Source organism: Mesorhizobium sp. M7A.F.Ca.US.014.04.1.1 (assembly GCF_003998745.1).
Taxonomy (GTDB): domain Bacteria; phylum Pseudomonadota; class Alphaproteobacteria; order Rhizobiales; family Rhizobiaceae; genus Mesorhizobium; species Mesorhizobium ciceri.
Genome location: NZ_RZRW01000058.1, coordinates 1649 through 17092, shown reverse-complemented (window position 1 = coordinate 17092; position 15444 = coordinate 1649). Strand labels below are relative to the sequence as shown.

Here is a 15444-nt window from a genome sequence, read left to right as displayed (position 1 = left end):
TAGGTGAGGTCGGCGGCGCCGGCGATCATCAGCACCCGCACCTTTGACAGCTCCGTCGCCGGCACATCATCGAGCACCGGCATCGGTCGCAGCAGCGCGGCGCGTTCGACAAGGCCCGGATGCAGCAGCATCAGGCTCGAAACCAGATTGGCGCCGTTCGAATAGCCGAGGAAAATTGTGCGCGAGAGGTCGAGATGATGGCGTGTGGCCGCGTCAGCGACGAAGCCCGCAAAGGCCTCGGTTTCGGTGCGGATGCTCGCCTGTTCGAAGCGCGTCGGCGTGATCCGCGCGAACCAGCGGAAACCATCCTCCTGGACAACGCGGCCACGCACCGCGACGAGCGTGGCACGCGGTGCGATCTCTCGCGCCAGCGGCACCAATGTCGTCTCGTCGACACCCGACCCATGCAGCAGGAAGAAGCAGTCGCCCGTTGAATCCGCCGCGCCGTAAAGCCGGTAGTGGAAGGCGAGATCACGCCGCAACGCACCATCTTGTGAGGTCTCGTCGATCATCGACCATCCTCTTGATTATATGACTTTTCGCTCAATTTGCCGGCTTCAAAACGCAATATTTTCAAGCCCCGCGAAAGTTGATTGAACCGGGCGCATTACAGTCCGTTTCTCCGCCGATAACATCCTTCGGGAGGAATCGAAGCGGTGCGCCGGGGGTCGCATTGCCGGTATGAACAACCAGCTTTGAGGCCTTTTTGTCGATGACCACCCAGATTTCCCCGGACCGCGATGCGCGTGTCCCAGACCGCGAGGCGCGTGTCCCGGACCGCGAGGCGCGTGTCCCGGACCGCACTGAGCGCGACACGCGCATCGATGTGATCCGTGCTCTCGCCTTGTTGACCATCTATGTCGACCATGTGCCGGGTACCGCCTTCGAGTATCTGACATACAAGAATTTCGGCTTTTCGGATGCGGCGGAGGTCTTCGTGCTGATCTCGGGAATCTCGGTCGCGCTCGCCTACGGCAAGAAATTCCAGCCTGGAAACCGGCTGCTGGCAACTTTGAAGATGTTGCGCCGCGCCGGTGTGCTTTATGCCACCCACATCGTCACCACCATGGTGGTGATGGCCATTTTCTGCGCTGCGGCAGTGTTTGCCAGGCGGCCGGAGCTTTTGACGATGATCAACATCGAGCCGTTGATCAAGAATACGCCGCAGGTGCTGATCGGCATCGTGACGCTCGGCCACCAACTTGGGTACAACAACATCCTGCCCGTCTATGCGGTGCTGCTCTTGCTGGCGCCGCTGTTCCTGCTCATTGTCAGCTATCGGCCGGTCCTGGCACTGGTGGCATCCGGCGCCCTGTGGCTGGTCGCGGGGATTTATCAGATTGCTCCGCCCAACTACCCCGAGCCCGGCTTCTGGTTTCTCAACCCGCTGTCGTGGCAGTTCCTTTTCAACATCGGCCTGGCGGGCACGCTGCATGTGCGTCGCGGCGGCACCATCCCGGTCAATCGCTGGCTGGTTGGGGCGGCCTTGGCCTACACCGTTGTGGCCCTGGTCTGGGTGCACAGCCCGCTCTGGGGGCATATCTCCTGGTTTGGCCTGCCTCCGGTGCTGACCGGTTTCGACAAGACGTTCCTGTCGCTGCCGAGGCTCCTGCATATACTCGCAGTGAGCTACCTGATCGTGGCATTCCCGGCGATCTCGAATCTGTTTCGCACCGGGCGCGATCATCCGCTTGCCATATTGGGCAAACGATCGCTGCCGGTTTTCATTGCCGGCACGGTGCTTGCAATGGCGGCGCAGGTGCTGAAGCTGATCAATCCGGGCGGATTTGCCTATGACAGCCTGTTGATATCGGCCGGCATCGTCATGCAGTTCGCGCTCGCCTACTATCTCGAATGGCTATCGGGCCTTGGCTGGTCCGCCAAAAGCAGGCCGGCTCACAGCGCCGCACCGCCCGTCCATGCTGCATCCTTCGCGATGCCGGGCATGGCGACAAGAATGGGCCGTTGAGCTCAGGTGGGCGAGGGGCCGGATGAGGCCCGCACCACGAGTTCGACCGGCAGCGATTGCCGGCTGAACGAACCATCATTTTCAAGGATCGCCTTGACGGCAAGGCGGCCCATCTCGGCGATCGGCTGGACGATCGTGGTCAGCGGCGGCTTGGAAACCGCCCCTTCCGGAACACCGTCGAAGCCGACGACAGAAACATCGCCCGGTACCGCAATGTCGTGCTGCCGCAGCCAGTCCAGCGCATGGAGCGCCATCCTGTCCGACATCGCCAGGATGGCTGTCGGCGCCTCGGCACCGGCGAAAATATGGTCGAGGCCGGCCCACACGCTCTTCTCGTCATTGACGGTCTCGTAGATCGGCACACGCGAGACGTCGATGTCGACGCGGGAGAGTTCCGCGAAATAGCCACGCAAGCGGTCCCGCGTAGCGGAATAGAGGGCCATTTCCACCTGCTCCCTTGTGGTAGGGCCGAAGCCTGCGTCGGCACAGGGCAGGGTAAGCACGGCAAAGCGGCGATGTCCGAGTTCGGTCAGGTGGCGGGCCGCCAGGCCGGCACCGGCGATGTTGTCGACGCCGATCGCCGCGACCGCATCGTCGTCGTCCGAATCGAGATCGAGCGCCACAAAGGGGAGCTTGCGTTCGCGCGCCAGTTGGACCAGCTTTGAGCCGCCATCGACACAGAAGACGATGAAGCCATCGACCAGCGCACTCTGGATGTTCCACGCGAGCTGCTCCCCATTGACGGCGGAGACCAGCGAAATCCCCGCACCGGTCGCGTCACAAGCCTGCGAGATGCTGGCCATCATCACCCGGGCAAAGGGATCGTCGAAGAAATAGGAGAGGGGTTCCGCGGTCGCGACACCGATGGCATTGACCTTGCCGGCGCGCAGCAGCCGGCCCTTGGGATCCGGTCCGCCATATCCCATGGCCTCGGCTGCCGCCTTGACCCGTTCACGGACCTCCTCGCGCACGATCTCCGGACGGGCGAAGACGTTGGACGCGGTGCCGTGCGACACGCCGGCTGCCTTGGCAATGTCCGCCAGCCGGACCGGTCTTGTCTTTGCAGAGATAAGTGGCGCCATCTTCGTCTCCTGAATTCTTCCCATTTAACACTTTCGTTGGATCGGTTCAAATTTTGGCTTGATCGTGGCTTCGATAGGGCCTATGTTTGAATCGATCCAAGGAAACGCCTGCTGGCAGAATTGGATCGATTCAACATCAAGTAGGGACTTGTGTCATGCATCCCGTCAATTTTCTGTTCGAAGACATTTACCGCAACGACTGGAGCATCTCGTCGAACACCGCGACGCAGAAGCGCCGCGGCAAAACCAGTCTATGGGTCCGCGAGTTGCGGTTCCTTGTGGAGCGCAAGCGGAGCTGATCGGGGTCGGTTTTTCGCACCTCTCGATTGGATCGATTCAGGCGCTGAAAGGAGCGCACATCATGCATCCCGTGAGCTATCTATTTGAAGACATCTATCGCAACTATTGGGGCATCGCGCCGGCTTCCGAACGGCCGGAGCGGCATCGGTTGGCCAAGCTGCGGCGGCGCAATCGCGAATTGCTTATCAAGCCCGAGCGCCGGCAGGATTAGCCGCCACGCTCGACGTTTGGTGCCGGCGGGCGTTCAGGACCGCACGCGCACCAGCGCCGAGGCAGCGATCGCCAGCCAGCCGGCAATGAGCAGCGTGCCGCCGATCGGCGCCGACAGCGGGAATAGCCGCGACCCGATGAAATCGCGGGCCAGCAGATCGCCGCAGAACAGCAGAAGCCCAACCAGCAGGATTAGGCTGCCGATGCGCAGGATCCGGTTCGCGCCAAGCAATCCGGCGGCAAGGAAGACCGGCGCATGCATCAGCAGGAACGATGCGGCGGTGCCAACGAAGGCGCCGCCGAGATGCGCTGCCGCGGCCGACAGCGCCACGCCGGCAGCACCGCAGAAGCCCCCGGCCAGGACGAGGATACGGCTGCTGTTGTCGGAAGGTCGTTCGGCTGTGCTCATGTTTGGGGCCCTGTGACGCCCAACCCCGTCAGGGCTTGCCGGCGTGGGCAAGCATGTCCTGCTCGCGGCGTGACTGTGCCAGCCAGTTATACACCGCGCCGCCGGCCATCAAGACGGATGTGCCCAGAAACACCGAACGCATGCCGAAATGACCACCGGCAAAGCCGCCGAGCAAGGGGCCGGCGACTTGCCCGACATATTGGGCGGAGATCGACAGCCCGAGCACATTGCCGCCGACCCCATCGGGAACATTGTGGCGGATCACGCTGGTGATGCAGGGCAACAGCCCGCCCAGCGCCAGACCCATCAGGAAGCGCAGGCCGATGAGTTGCCAGCTCTGCGTGACGAAGGCCTGCGGGATCAGCAGCAGCGCCGAGACGGCAAGCGCGCCGATGATGACGTTCCAGTGGCCGACGCGGTCGGCGAGCTTGCCCAGGCGCGAGGCCGACAGGATGGCGCCAAGGGCCGCCGCCGACATGACGACGCCTGATATCAGCGTCACGCGGCTCTGGTCCTCGATGAGCTGCTGCACATAGACGGTGATGATCGGCTCGATCGACATGGTGGCGAAGCTCAACAGCATGCCGGTCGCCAGCATGGCGACAACAGGCCGTTTGTCGGGGATTTGTGACCAGCCGCCTTTCCGCTTCTGCGTCGCTGCGGCGTCTGCTGTTTTCGGCCGGGGATTCTCCTTGATCAGAAACGTGGTCGCCAGGAATGCCAGGAAGATGACGCCGCCGGAGAGGAGAAAGGTGGCGCGGATGCCGATCAGCGGCGGCAGGGCGCCGCCAACCAGCGGACCGACCAGAGCCCCGCCCGTGATGCCGGCCGACAGCAGGCCCAACGCCCAGCCGGAACGCTCCTTCGGGGTCTGCATGGCGACGAGGATGGTCGATCCCGAGGAGTAGCCGCCGGCAAAGCCGATGAGCAGCCGCAGCAGCACCAGCTGCCAGACCGTCTGCACCATGCCGGTCAGCGACATGCATATGGCCATGCCGAAGCTGGCGCGAACCAGCATCACCTTGCGGCCATAGCGGTCGCCGAGACGTCCCCAGAGCGGCGCCACCAGCGCCGCCGCGAAGAACGTCGCGCCATAGGCAATCCCCGACCATTGCACGATCGCCGCGTGACCCTCGGCACCCAGCTGCTCGATATAGAGCGGCAGGAACGGCAGAAGCAGCGTCATGGCGACAAGCGTCGAAAACGAACCGGCGAAGCACACGAACAGATTGCGCCGCCAGTGGATGTTGTAGGTGCTGTCGTTCGCCGGGGGCGTGCTCTGCTGCATGTCGTGTGTCCTGTCCCAGCAACTCTTTTATCGATGCTTGCTGCGGATACCAATTTGGGATACCAAGATGGTGCACGTCATGGACGCAAGCTTGGCCGCTGTCAATGCAGCCTGTCGAACGTGATCGGCAAGACGATCGCAAACGGCCAAAAGGTGGAAACGACAATGTCGCAGATGCACAGCGTCGAAAAACAGCTTCGGCAGATGATCCTGGGCCTCGAGATCGGTCCCGGCGAAAAGCTGACCGAGCGCTGGATCGAGAGCCGTTTCGGTGCATCGCGAACCCCGGTCAGGGCAGCACTGCTGCGGCTCGAGACCGAGGGGCTGGTCGGCAGGGACGGGCGCGGCTGGACGGTGTCGCCGATCAATCTGGCTGAACTCGAGCAGATCGCCGTCTACAGGGAGGCGGTCGAGGTTGCGGCAGTTCGCCTGACATGCGGCCTGGCGGACCGGAGCGCCATCGATGTCATCCAGGCGATGCTCGAATCCTGCGACAACGACACGCCGCGCGAGGAATGGCATCGCGTCGGCATGGATTTTCACATCGAACTGGCGCGTCTGTCGGGCAATGAATTCCTGTTCCGGGCGGTCCGTGATGCCATGACACGCCTGTCACGGGCGCGCTGGCTGGAGGTTCGCGACGAAGCGGCCCTCAGCCGCGCCTGGGCCGAACATCGCGCCATACTGGCGGCGGCACGCCGTGGCGACGCCGATGAAGCCGCGCGCCTGCTCTCGGTCCACATTGTCGGCAGCCGCGACCGGCTGGTGACGTCGCTCGCCAACGATCGGCGCGGTCTTCGCGCCAGAGGCTTTGCCGTCGTTGCTGCTTAAGGTGGATGAAGGGGCGCAAAGCGGCGTCTGGACGTGTGCGCACTTTCGCCCTCGCTTCGCAGACGCCGATGGCGTAAGGAGCGGCGATGGAAAACAACCGATTTGAAACACCTGTGACTGTGAAGTCAGTCGCGGCGGGAAGCACTCAGCTCTTGCGCACGGCGCGTGAGGCTTCCGACTACCTCCTCAACAGCTGGCCCGGCAAGCGCAGCCCCAAGCATCGCGCGGCCCTGCAGGCCTGCCATGACGCACTCGCCGGCGACAAGCCGGCGATGAACGCCAGGCGCGCCTTCATTGCGGCGGCGCGCGAAGTGGACGTCTTTGTCAGCGACAAGGCGCCGGCCTGACACAAGGCGACATCCGAGGCGGCAATCCGGATTGAGGCACGGCCCGCATCTGCGGGCCTTTTGCCGTCACTTTGCCGTTTCGGTTTCGGCTTCAGTCTCGTCTTCGGGCTTCGAACGTTCCCTCGCTGCAACCTTGGCTGCCAGCTTCTCGGCCTTCTTGGCCGCCTTCTGGCGGTCGCGTTCCTTGCGTTCCTGATCGTAGTTTGGTGGTCGCGCCATATCGGCTCCTTTTTCACTGCCTCGCGGCTCTGGTCCTGCCTAGGAGCATTAGCCGTCAAACACAACAGCTGAAGCGATAGTGCGTCGATGATGGCCAGGCTTGCAAGATGCGCGCCGCAATGATGGGGCCATGCCCATCATTGCGGCGGCGATACCTATCGCCATCGATTTGCCGATCAGATGCCGCTTCGGTCAATCACCAGATCGGCGGCACCAAAGCGGTCCTTTGCCGTCAGCTGCTGGTGCCAGTAGGGATAGAGCAAGGGCGGCCGGCTGACCGCGTCGAGGCGCGCGCGCTCCTCGTCGGAAAGCACCAGGCTTGCCGCCGCGATGTTGTCCAGGAACTGCGTTTCCGTCCTGCCGCCGATCACCAGGGAACTGATGGACGGCCGGCCAAGCAGCCAGGCCAGCGCCCCCTGCGCTGCCGACACGCCGCGCTGCGCGCCGATCTCCACAAGCACATCGACGATCCGCCACAGCCGGTCCTCGTCGCGGATCGGTGGTTCCGACCAGCCCGCGAGTTGGCGGGCGGTGGGGCTGTCACGGCGGTATTTGCCGGACAGCAATCCGCCGGCAAGCGGGCTCCAGACCAGAACGCCCAGCCCCTGGTCGACGGAAATCGGCAGCAGTTCGTACTCCGCTTCGCGCGCTTCCAGCGTGTAGTGGATCTGCTGCGTGATGAAGCGCGGCTGATGACGGCTGTCGCTGATGCCGAGCGCCTTCATCACCTGCCAGCCGGAATAGTTGGAGCAGCCGACATAGCGGATCTTGCCCTGGGCAACCAGCGTGTCGAGCGCGCCGATGGTTTCCTCCAGCGGCGTCACGCCATCCCATTCGTGCAGGAAATAGATGTCGATGACGTCGGTCTTGAGCCGCTTCAGGCTCTTCTCGCATTCCCGAATCAGGTGATGGCGCGACAGGCCTTCGTCGTTTGGACCTTTGCCGATCCGCATCCGTGCCTTGGAGGCGATCAGCACGTCGCCCTTGCGCTTGCCGCCGAGCGCTTCGCCGATGATTTCTTCGGAAATGCCGTTCGAATAGACATTGGCGGTGTCGATGACATTGATGCCGGCGTCGATACAGAGATCGATCATCCGGCGCGCTTCGTCGAGATCGGTCTTGCCGACCGCCGAAAAAGCACCGGCGCCACCGAACGTCATGGTCCCCATGGTCAGTGTCGATACTTTCAGGCCGGAACGGCCGAGGGTGCGGTATTCCATGTCGTCCTCGCGATTGCATTGGGAAAGGGCTGGGGAGGGCCGCCCGAAAGTGGCCGCTATTTGTAGGACAATTTGGGCGACGTGTCTCCATGCCAGCGCGGCGGATCGATCATGCCTGGCTGGACCGACAGCGGTGGTGACCATGCTCGCGCTGCAATAAAACCGTCATTGCAGGCCTATATGGAAGTCGGCTCAGGTGTTGCCGTTCCCGGGCTGTAGGCCGGGAGTTTGGGGCGCCGGACGTGGATCGACAGAGCTTGCAAGTGGAGCAGCCGATAATGACCGAGCTAAAACAGAATTCTCCGGCCAGGGATTGGCTTGAAGCCGAGCTCGCCGACACGCTTGACGAAGACTATGAGCTCGAAATGTCGGAGCCGGCGCTGTCGATGGAGATCGCCAAGATCTACAAGAACTCGCATCCGCCTTCGATCGATCGCATGCAGTATTTTCGCGACCTGATCACCCTGCAGTCCGAATTGATCAAGCTGCAGTCCTGGGTCGCCCACCACAAGAAGAAGCTGGTGGTGATCTTCGAGGGACGCGATTCGGCCGGCAAGGGCGGTGTCATCAAGCGCATCACCCAGCGCCTCAACCCGCGCATCTGCCGTGTCGTCGCACTGCCGGCGCCGACGGAGCGCGAAAAGTCGCAATGGTATTTCCAGCGCTATGTCCCGCATCTGCCGGCCGGCGGCGAGATCGTGCTGTTCGACCGCTCATGGTACAACCGCTCGGGCGTCGAGCGGGTGATGGGCTTTGCCCAGCCCGATCAGGTCGAAGAATTCTTCCACGACGTGCCGGAATTCGAGCGCATGCTGGTCCGCTCGGGCATCACCGTGGTCAAATACTGGTTCTCGATCACCGACGAGGAACAGCAGATGCGCTTCCTGATGCGCATCCACGATCCGATGAAACAGTGGAAACTGTCGCCGATGGACCTGCAGTCGCGCGTGCGCTGGGAGCAGTACACCAAGGCCAAGGAAGAGACCTTCGCCCGCACCAACATCCCGGAAGCGCCCTGGTTCATCGTCGAGGGCAACGACAAGAAACGCGCGCGGCTGAACTGCATCGACCATCTGCTCAAGCAGCTGCCTTACGAGGAAGTGCCGCACGAGGAGATCACTTTGCCGGAGCGCGTCTTCAACCCCGAATACGAACGCCAGGTGCTGCCGCGCGAGCTCTACGTGCCGGAGAAGTATTGAGGCAGACGAAGCTGCGATCTCCCCCACGAGGGGAGAGATTGGCTCTCCACCTTACGCCCGCTTGATGGTGACGTGCGTCGCGAGCGGGGTCGCCACCTGCTCGCTGCAGACATAGCCGAGCTTGAGCATGTCCAGGCCGGCAAAAAGGTTCTCGCCCGTGCCCAGCAGCAGCGGCGCGATCGCCAGATGCATCTCGTCGATCAGTTTTTCCTGCAGATATTGCCGTATGGTGGCGACGCCGCCGCCGACCCGCACATCCTTGCCGCCAGCGGCAGCCTTTGCCTGTTCAAGAGCTGAATGGATGCCGTCGACGACGAAGTGGAAAGTGGTGCCGCCCTCCATCGTGATCGGTTCCCGCTTGTGATGGGTCAGCACGAAAACCGGCACATGATAGGGCGGGTTGTCGCCCCACCAGCCTTTCCAGCTGTCGTCAGGCCATTCGCCGCGGATCGGTCCGAACATGTTGCGGCCGAGGATCCAGGCGCCGACATTTTCGAAGCTGCGCGCCGCGAACGCCTCGTTGACGTCGGTGGTGCCGCCATCTTGTCCGAGCACCATCTCGCGGAAGGTGCGGGTGTCGACAAACCACTTGTGCAAGGATTCCCCACCGACGCCGAGCGGATTTTGCAGATCCTGATCGGGACCGGCGCCATAGCCGTCGAGCGATAGGGTGAAAGCGTTGACGCGAAGTTTGGACATGCGAGCCTCCTCGATAACCGATTGTGTTTTGCAAGCAGTTTTTTGTAACAAACCGATTGTGAATTGCAAGCGGTATTTTCAAGCTCAAACGAAGCCCACGCAACGGTCAAGTGGCCCTCGCTATGGATTCCCCGGCCAAGAGCCGGAAATTGGTATGGATGTCGAAGCGGATTGGCCGACATTGCTCGCCGCGACCGGCCGTCGTCGCGAAGAGAAATTACCCCTTCAGCATCTCCGCCACTTCGGGTGCGAAATAGGTCAGGATGCCGTCGCAGCCGGCGCGCTTGAAGGCGAGCAGCGATTCCAGCATTGCCTTCTCGCCGTCGATCCAGCCATTGGCGCCTGCCGCCTTGATCATCGAATATTCGCCCGACACCTGGTAGGCGAAGGTCGGCATCTGGAACTCGTCCTTCAGCCGCCGGATGATGTCGAGATAGGGCAGGCCGGGCTTGACCATCAGCATGTCGGCGCCCTCGGCGATGTCCTGTTCGGCCTCTCTCACCGCCTCGTCCGAATTGGCATGGTCGATGTAATAGGTCTTCTTGTCGCCCTTGAGCAGACCGGCGGTGCCCACCGCCTCGCGATAGGGTCCGTAGAAGGCCGAGGCGAATTTGGTCGCATAGGACATGATCGCCACGTCCTGAAAACCATTGGCATCGAGCGCGTCGCGGATGGCGCCGATGCGGCCGTCCATCATGTCGGACGGTGCGATGATGTCGGCGCCGGCGGCCGCCTGGATGACTGCGGCGGCGGTCACCTGTTCCACTGTCTCGTCGTTGACGATGATGCCGTCGCGCAGGATGCCGTCATGGCCGTGGCTGGTGAATGGGTCGAGCGCTGCGTCGGTGATGATGCCGATCTGCGGTACCGCATCCTTGATCGCGCGGGTGGCGCGGTTGATGACATTGTCGGGATCGAGGATGTGCGAGCCGGTCTGGTCGCGCAGCGAGATGTCCACATTGGGGAAGGTGGCGAGGGCGGGAATGCCGAGTTTTGCCGCGCGCTCTGCCTCCTTGACGGCGAGATCGATCGACAGGCGGAAGACGCCGGGCATGGCGGCGATCGGCTCGCAAACACCCTTGCCCTCGACGACGAAGATCGGCCAGATCAAATCGTCGACCGTGAGCCGGTTCTCTTGCACCAGACGGCGCGACCAGTCGGCCTTGCGCATGCGGCGCAGACGGCGGCTGCCGGTGATTTCGTCGACGCCGCGCGCGCCGGCGGGCTTTGCGGGGGTGAATTTGTTCATCGCCAGTACTCTCGTTCGGGCAGGCTTTTACCACGAGCTCCCGCCGCTGACCAATGCGGCACGATTGTGCCAGCGACCGGGTCGAGGCCTATTCGGGTTGCCCATTGCCTGACAGAATCTGTGCCGCGCCCCTGATGGCGACACGGAAAGCCTCGTCGAAGCCGACACCGCGCACCTGCCAGATGTAGGTCTTGCCGGCCATGGCCAGCCGCCAGTCGGCGATCCAGCCCAGTTCCTTGTCGCTCCAGACGAGACTGCCGTAAAGCGCCTGGTCGGCGCCGGCCTTCTCCGCAAGGGTGTCGAGCTTCGTCATCTCGGCATTGCGAAGCGCCTGATCGTCCAATCCGGCCTGCGACAGCTGCGCCACCGTGGGAAAAGTCACCTGCATGGCCAGCGGTACGGCGGCATTGCCGAACGATTCGCGCATCAGCATGCCACGGTCGTCCTCGGCATCGAGCGCGTAATGCGTTGTTCCGCGCTCGGTCGCCAAAAACACCACCAGCCGTGGCCGCTCGGTCAGCCACGGCCTGCTGCCGAGCGAAGCCAGCACCGGGTCGACGTCAGCAGGCTTGTACTGGCAGTAGAGATTATGAGGCCGATCGTACGTGCCCTGGTCGTCATGGTTGGGAATGCCTTCCATGCGGTCGCGATAGTGGAAACTGGCGACGAAGGTGCCGGCTTTGTCGCGCAATGCCGTCATTTCAGGTTTCGCCGGCAGGCGCTGATCGCCGGAAACCCGCACCAGAACCGCGTCGAGGCAGCGCTTGAAGCCGGACTGGCGGTTCTTCTCGTACTTGCCGTTGACGATGGTCTGCGAGCGGTAGAGGTCTTCAAAAGCCCCCGCCATGACCGGGTGAACAGCCAAGCAGAGGCTCAGCCCGATTGCCACCGGCGCAAGGTGCGAAAATCGAGTCATAAACAATCGTCCCGTTCGAAGACCCAGCAGGTACGCTGCAATGAACTCTACCCAGTTTTCCGTATTGCAGCTCTATTTTTAGCACTGGCTCCTGGTCCGGGCCAGAGCTTGCACCGGTGTCCTCGCCATTGACGCACCCATGCGCCACGCTTTAGCACTTCAGTCCCGGCGGCCGGGAGAGGGATTCTTTCACGATGGATTTTGGCGGAGGCGACGAGATCCGCTTCGAACATCTGGGCCGGGCCGGCGTCGTCACCTTGACGCGGCCGCAGGCGCTCAATGCCTTGACGCACCGCATGATCGGGGCGCTCGACGCCGCTCTTTCCGCCTGGGAGGCCGACCAGGGCATCGACGTCATCGTCGTCAAGGCAGAGGGCAGGGCCTTTTCGGCCGGCGGCGATATCCTGCATGTCTATGAGACAGGTCGGGCGGGAAAACCGCCGGTCGAGTTCTTCGCCGACGAATACCGGCTCAACGCCCGCATCAACAGCTACAAGAAGCCCTATGTCGCCCTGATCGACGGTATCGTCATGGGTGGCGGCGTCGGCATCTCCTTCCACGGCTCGCACCGGGTGATGACCGAGAATGCCCAGTTTGCCATGCCGGAAGTCGGCATCGGCTTCTTTCCGGATGTTGGCGCCAGCCACCTGCTGCCCGATCTCGGCGGCTCCTTCGGCATGTATCTGGCGCTGACCGGCAATCGCATTCGATATGGCGATGCGCTGTGGTCTGGGCTGGCCACCCATACCATCAAGGCCGAGGACCAGGCTGGCTTCCTCGACCGGCTGGCGTTGACCGGCGATCCGGAATCGGTGCTGCGCGGCTTCTTCGTGCAGGCAAGGCGAGAAACCGACAGGCCGACGCTGGAGGCGATTGTCCGTCATTTTTCGCAACCGTCCCTGAACCGCGTCATCGACAGCCTCGAGCGTGCGGCCGCCGCCGATGAGTTCGCGGCAAAGACGCTGGCGACGATCCGCACCCGCTCGCCGACCAGCCTGCGCGTCGCCTGGCGGCAGATCAGCGCCGGACTGACGCTGTCCATGGAAGCCTGCATGAAGATGGAGTTCCGCATCCTCAACCGGATGCTCGCCGGCCATGATTTCTACGAAGGCATCCGCGCTGCCATCATCGACAAGGGCTCGAAGCCGCAATGGCGGCCGGCAAGCCTCGCAGCGGTCAGCGAAGCGGATGTCGACGCCTATTTCGCTCCGCTCGGCGAACGGGAACTCCTGATATGAGCGAGGTGACCTCAAGGCGCATCGTTCTGCAGCCCTCGGGGGTGGAGGTGATCTTCGCCTGGTTCCAGCGCGTCATATCGGGCTACTGCCTGCTGTTCGGCATTCTCTACTGGATCAAGCTGATCGGCTTTTATCCGGGCACACTGTGGCGTTTCGACCTGATGCCCGTGCACTGGCAGGTCGCGGCGGTGGTGCTCGCCGTGTTCTTTCCCTTTGCCGCTGCCGGCCTGTGGATGCTGGCGTCCTGGGGCCCGGTGATATGGTTCATTTGCGCGGTGACCGAGACGGTCATGTACGCCGGCTTTCCCGAGTTGTTCGGCCACCGCTTGCTGATTGTCGTCTCGCATGCGGCGGTGGCGGTGCTCTACGTCGTCTTTCGCGTCGTCATCTACCTGCAGAAGCGCCCGGTCCGCCACTAAGCCGTTGAACCCATTGGCGGCCCGGCTGTCGCCTCGAATGAGCCCTGCAATCGTTGCCGAAATCTTTAGGTTAATTATCCTTGCTCGGGTGACCGTTCGTTAAGCCTCTTCCGAAACCTCTTACCGGTAAGCTCTTGTTAGCCCTAGCGTTTAAGTCGAATTTTATGAGTATTCGATAGTGTCGCGATCAAGGTGAAAAACAAAAAATCACCAGGGCGACAAACGAGAGGCAAAGACAATGATCAATTCGCGTCCGGCGGCGAAGACCGCCAACGTATCCGACGATCGCCGTGAGGCTATCCGTTCCCTGTACATGGAATCGCTGCAGCTTGTTGAACGGCTGCACCGCCGCCTGCTTGATGTGATCAAAGACGAATTCGACCGCAACGGCCGTTCCGACATCAATGCCATCCAGGCACTGCTGCTGTTCAACATCGGCAATTCCGAACTGACCGCGGGCGAGCTGCGCTCGCGTGGCTACTATCTCGGCTCGAACGTCTCCTACAATCTGAAGAAGCTGGTCGATCTCGGCTTCATCAACCATCAGCGCTCGCGCATCGACCGCCGTTCGGTCCGTGTCTCGCTGACGCCGAAGGGCAATGAGGTGGCCGAGGTCGTCGCCGGCCTCTATGAGCGTCATGTCGGCTCGATCGAACAGGTCGGCGGCATCAACACCGATGAGTTCAAGCAGATGAACCGCGCTTTGCAGCGGCTCGACCGCTTCTGGAACGACACCATCGCCTACCGGATGTAAGGATGTAAGACATCCGCCGCATCGGATCCGGCCCGCGCCACAGAAGCGCGGCCGAAATATCGACCTTCAGTCAGGGCCGGTGCCGAGAGGCATCGGCCTTTCTTTGATTTGGCTGGTCATTGCACCGCGTGGTCGATCGCCGATCGATACCCAAAAAGCACGGTCCGTTCTTTTCGGAATGCTGGCCGGTCGGATTTGGCCGCAAGGCCACGTTGCCGCCATATTCCAATGGAACCGAGAATGGCAGTGATGCTGTGGTGAAGGCCATGCGTTCACCCGCAGCCCGTATCGCGCCTGTGCATTGTCACACCAAGCTGATACGGACCATGGTTGGCTAATTGTTAAGATTGCCAATTTTACAGTGCGGGCGAGATCGCCCGGTGATCAACGCAGCAAGTGATCGAACTGCTACCAATGTCTGGAACGTCCATGAAAACCAGCCGTCGTTTTTTCCTGTCCGGAGCCTCCGCGCTCGCAGCCGCGGTGGTCGCCGGCGGCGCCAATGCGCAGGATGTGATCGGTGATATCCTGAAATCCTCGGCGCGCGGCAATTGGGACGACCAGTTCGACGCCCGCGCCAGCGAGGGTGGCAAGGTGGCGTCGACGCTGCCGATCTTCAGCCCGCAGACCGTTGCCTTCACGGAACAGGCGGTCGGGCAATACCAGAACATTGTCGGGCAGGGTGGCTGGGTCGAGGTTCCCGCGACCAAGAAGCTGCAGCTTGGCGTCGATGATCCCGATGTGGTGCCGTTGCGCAAGCGGCTGATGGTTTCCGGCGACCTGTCGCAGAGCGCCGGCATTTCGACGGCTTTCGATTCCTATGTCGACTCGGCAGTCAAGCGCTTCCAACTGCGTCACGGCCTGCCGGCTGATGGCTCGATGGGCAAATACACCTATGCGGCGATGAACGTTTCGGCGCAGATCCGGCTTGGCCAGTTGCAGACCAATCTGCAGCGGCTGCGCGAGAAGGCCGGCACGCTGGGCAGCCGCTACGTGCTGGTCGACATTCCGGCAGCCCAGGTCGAAGCGGTCGAGAACGACCGCGTCGTGCTTCGCCACACCGCGATCGTCGGCAAGAACGATCGCCAGACGCCG

At 62.5% G+C, this 15444-nt stretch carries 18 protein-coding genes; 9 read left to right on the top strand and 9 right to left on the bottom strand.

The features are described 5' to 3' along the window. The coding region (locus tag EOA22_RS06380; RefSeq protein WP_164755284.1) for an alpha/beta hydrolase at positions 1 to 512 on the bottom strand (512 nt) is incomplete at its 3' end. A 200-nt stretch (positions 513 to 712) separates the two neighbouring features. Between EOA22_RS06380 and EOA22_RS06375 the strand changes: the two genes are divergently transcribed. Beyond that, a complete protein-coding gene (locus EOA22_RS06375; protein WP_082826437.1) occupies positions 713 to 1969 on the top strand; it encodes an OpgC family protein in 1257 nt (418 codons plus the stop codon). Between the two features lie 2 nt (positions 1970 to 1971). Here the strand turns inward: EOA22_RS06375 and EOA22_RS06370 are convergent, their stop codons facing one another. Further along, positions 1972 to 3051: a substrate-binding domain-containing protein gene (locus tag EOA22_RS06370; protein ID WP_063167760.1), complete on the bottom strand. Its 1080-nt coding sequence runs from the start codon at positions 3049 to 3051 to the stop codon at positions 1972 to 1974. 82 nt (positions 3052 to 3133) lie between these two features. On the opposite strand from EOA22_RS06370, the gene EOA22_RS37645 reads away from it, so the two are divergent. After that, positions 3134 to 3562, top strand: coding sequence for a hypothetical protein (locus EOA22_RS37645; RefSeq protein WP_164746092.1), 429 nt, complete (start codon positions 3134 to 3136; stop codon positions 3560 to 3562). Between the two features lie 33 nt (positions 3563 to 3595). Here the strand turns inward: EOA22_RS37645 and EOA22_RS06355 are convergent, their stop codons facing one another. Further along, a complete protein-coding gene (locus EOA22_RS06355) occupies positions 3596 to 3970 on the bottom strand; it encodes a DUF423 domain-containing protein (RefSeq protein WP_024504690.1) in 375 nt (124 codons plus the stop codon). Between the two features lie 28 nt (positions 3971 to 3998). After that, positions 3999 to 5258, bottom strand: coding sequence for a multidrug efflux MFS transporter (locus EOA22_RS06350; protein WP_063167761.1), 1260 nt, complete (start codon positions 5256 to 5258; stop codon positions 3999 to 4001). Between the two features lie 165 nt (positions 5259 to 5423). On the opposite strand from EOA22_RS06350, the gene EOA22_RS06345 reads away from it, so the two are divergent. Together EOA22_RS06345 and EOA22_RS06340 are read left to right on the top strand one after the other, a co-directional pair. Beyond that, positions 5424 to 6089: a GntR family transcriptional regulator gene (locus EOA22_RS06345; RefSeq protein ID WP_063170207.1), complete on the top strand. Its 666-nt coding sequence runs from the start codon at positions 5424 to 5426 to the stop codon at positions 6087 to 6089. Positions 6090 to 6241: 152 nt separating this feature from the next. After that, complete coding sequence (locus EOA22_RS06340) at positions 6242 to 6436, top strand: DUF982 domain-containing protein (protein ID WP_244497772.1); 195 nt, start codon at positions 6242 to 6244, stop codon at positions 6434 to 6436. A 66-nt stretch (positions 6437 to 6502) separates the two neighbouring features. Here the strand turns inward: EOA22_RS06340 and EOA22_RS06335 are convergent, their stop codons facing one another. Continuing rightward, positions 6503 to 6655 (bottom strand): hypothetical protein, encoded by a 153-nt coding sequence (locus EOA22_RS06335; protein ID WP_013532262.1) that lies wholly within the window; start codon positions 6653 to 6655, stop codon positions 6503 to 6505. 176 nt (positions 6656 to 6831) lie between these two features. Beyond that, positions 6832 to 7875, bottom strand: a complete 1044-nt coding sequence (locus EOA22_RS06330) for an aldo/keto reductase (RefSeq protein ID WP_127389884.1) — start codon at positions 7873 to 7875, stop codon at positions 6832 to 6834. A 278-nt stretch (positions 7876 to 8153) separates the two neighbouring features. Here EOA22_RS06330 and ppk2 point away from each other — a divergent pair, with 278 nt between their 5' ends. After that, a complete protein-coding gene (gene ppk2 / locus EOA22_RS06325) occupies positions 8154 to 9074 on the top strand; it encodes a polyphosphate kinase 2 (RefSeq protein ID WP_013532260.1) in 921 nt (306 codons plus the stop codon). A gap of 51 nt (positions 9075 to 9125) precedes the next feature. Here the strand turns inward: ppk2 and EOA22_RS06320 are convergent, their stop codons facing one another. The 3 genes from EOA22_RS06320 to EOA22_RS06310 form a co-directional block, all read right to left on the bottom strand. Continuing rightward, positions 9126 to 9773 (bottom strand): dihydrofolate reductase family protein, encoded by a 648-nt coding sequence (locus tag EOA22_RS06320; RefSeq protein WP_063167762.1) that lies wholly within the window; start codon positions 9771 to 9773, stop codon positions 9126 to 9128. Positions 9774 to 9990: 217 nt separating this feature from the next. Then, entirely contained in the window at positions 9991 to 11022 is a 1032-nt protein-coding gene (gene hemB, locus EOA22_RS06315; RefSeq protein WP_027162429.1) for a porphobilinogen synthase, read from the bottom strand. Positions 11023 to 11110: 88 nt separating this feature from the next. Beyond that, entirely contained in the window at positions 11111 to 11887 is a 777-nt protein-coding gene (locus tag EOA22_RS06310; protein ID WP_245478603.1) for a DUF2066 domain-containing protein, read from the bottom strand. A gap of 245 nt (positions 11888 to 12132) precedes the next feature. On the opposite strand from EOA22_RS06310, the gene EOA22_RS06305 reads away from it, so the two are divergent. From EOA22_RS06305 to EOA22_RS38665, 4 genes are all read left to right on the top strand, one after another. Next, entirely contained in the window at positions 12133 to 13176 is a 1044-nt protein-coding gene (locus EOA22_RS06305; protein ID WP_013532256.1) for an enoyl-CoA hydratase/isomerase family protein, read from the top strand. After that, the gene (locus tag EOA22_RS06300; RefSeq protein ID WP_024504684.1) at positions 13173 to 13595 is read left to right on the top strand and encodes a DUF6163 family protein; all 423 of its coding nucleotides are present in this window, start codon (positions 13173 to 13175) and stop codon (positions 13593 to 13595) included. The genes EOA22_RS06305 and EOA22_RS06300 overlap by 4 nt, the downstream gene beginning before the upstream one ends. Positions 13596 to 13833: 238 nt before the next feature. Continuing rightward, on the top strand, positions 13834 to 14349 hold the full coding sequence (locus tag EOA22_RS06295; RefSeq protein WP_008875359.1) for a winged helix DNA-binding protein: 516 nt from the start codon (positions 13834 to 13836) through the stop codon (positions 14347 to 14349). A gap of 429 nt (positions 14350 to 14778) precedes the next feature. Beyond that, a partial coding sequence (locus EOA22_RS38665; RefSeq protein ID WP_245478602.1) for a peptidoglycan-binding protein occupies positions 14779 to 15444 on the top strand: 666 nt, incomplete at its 3' end.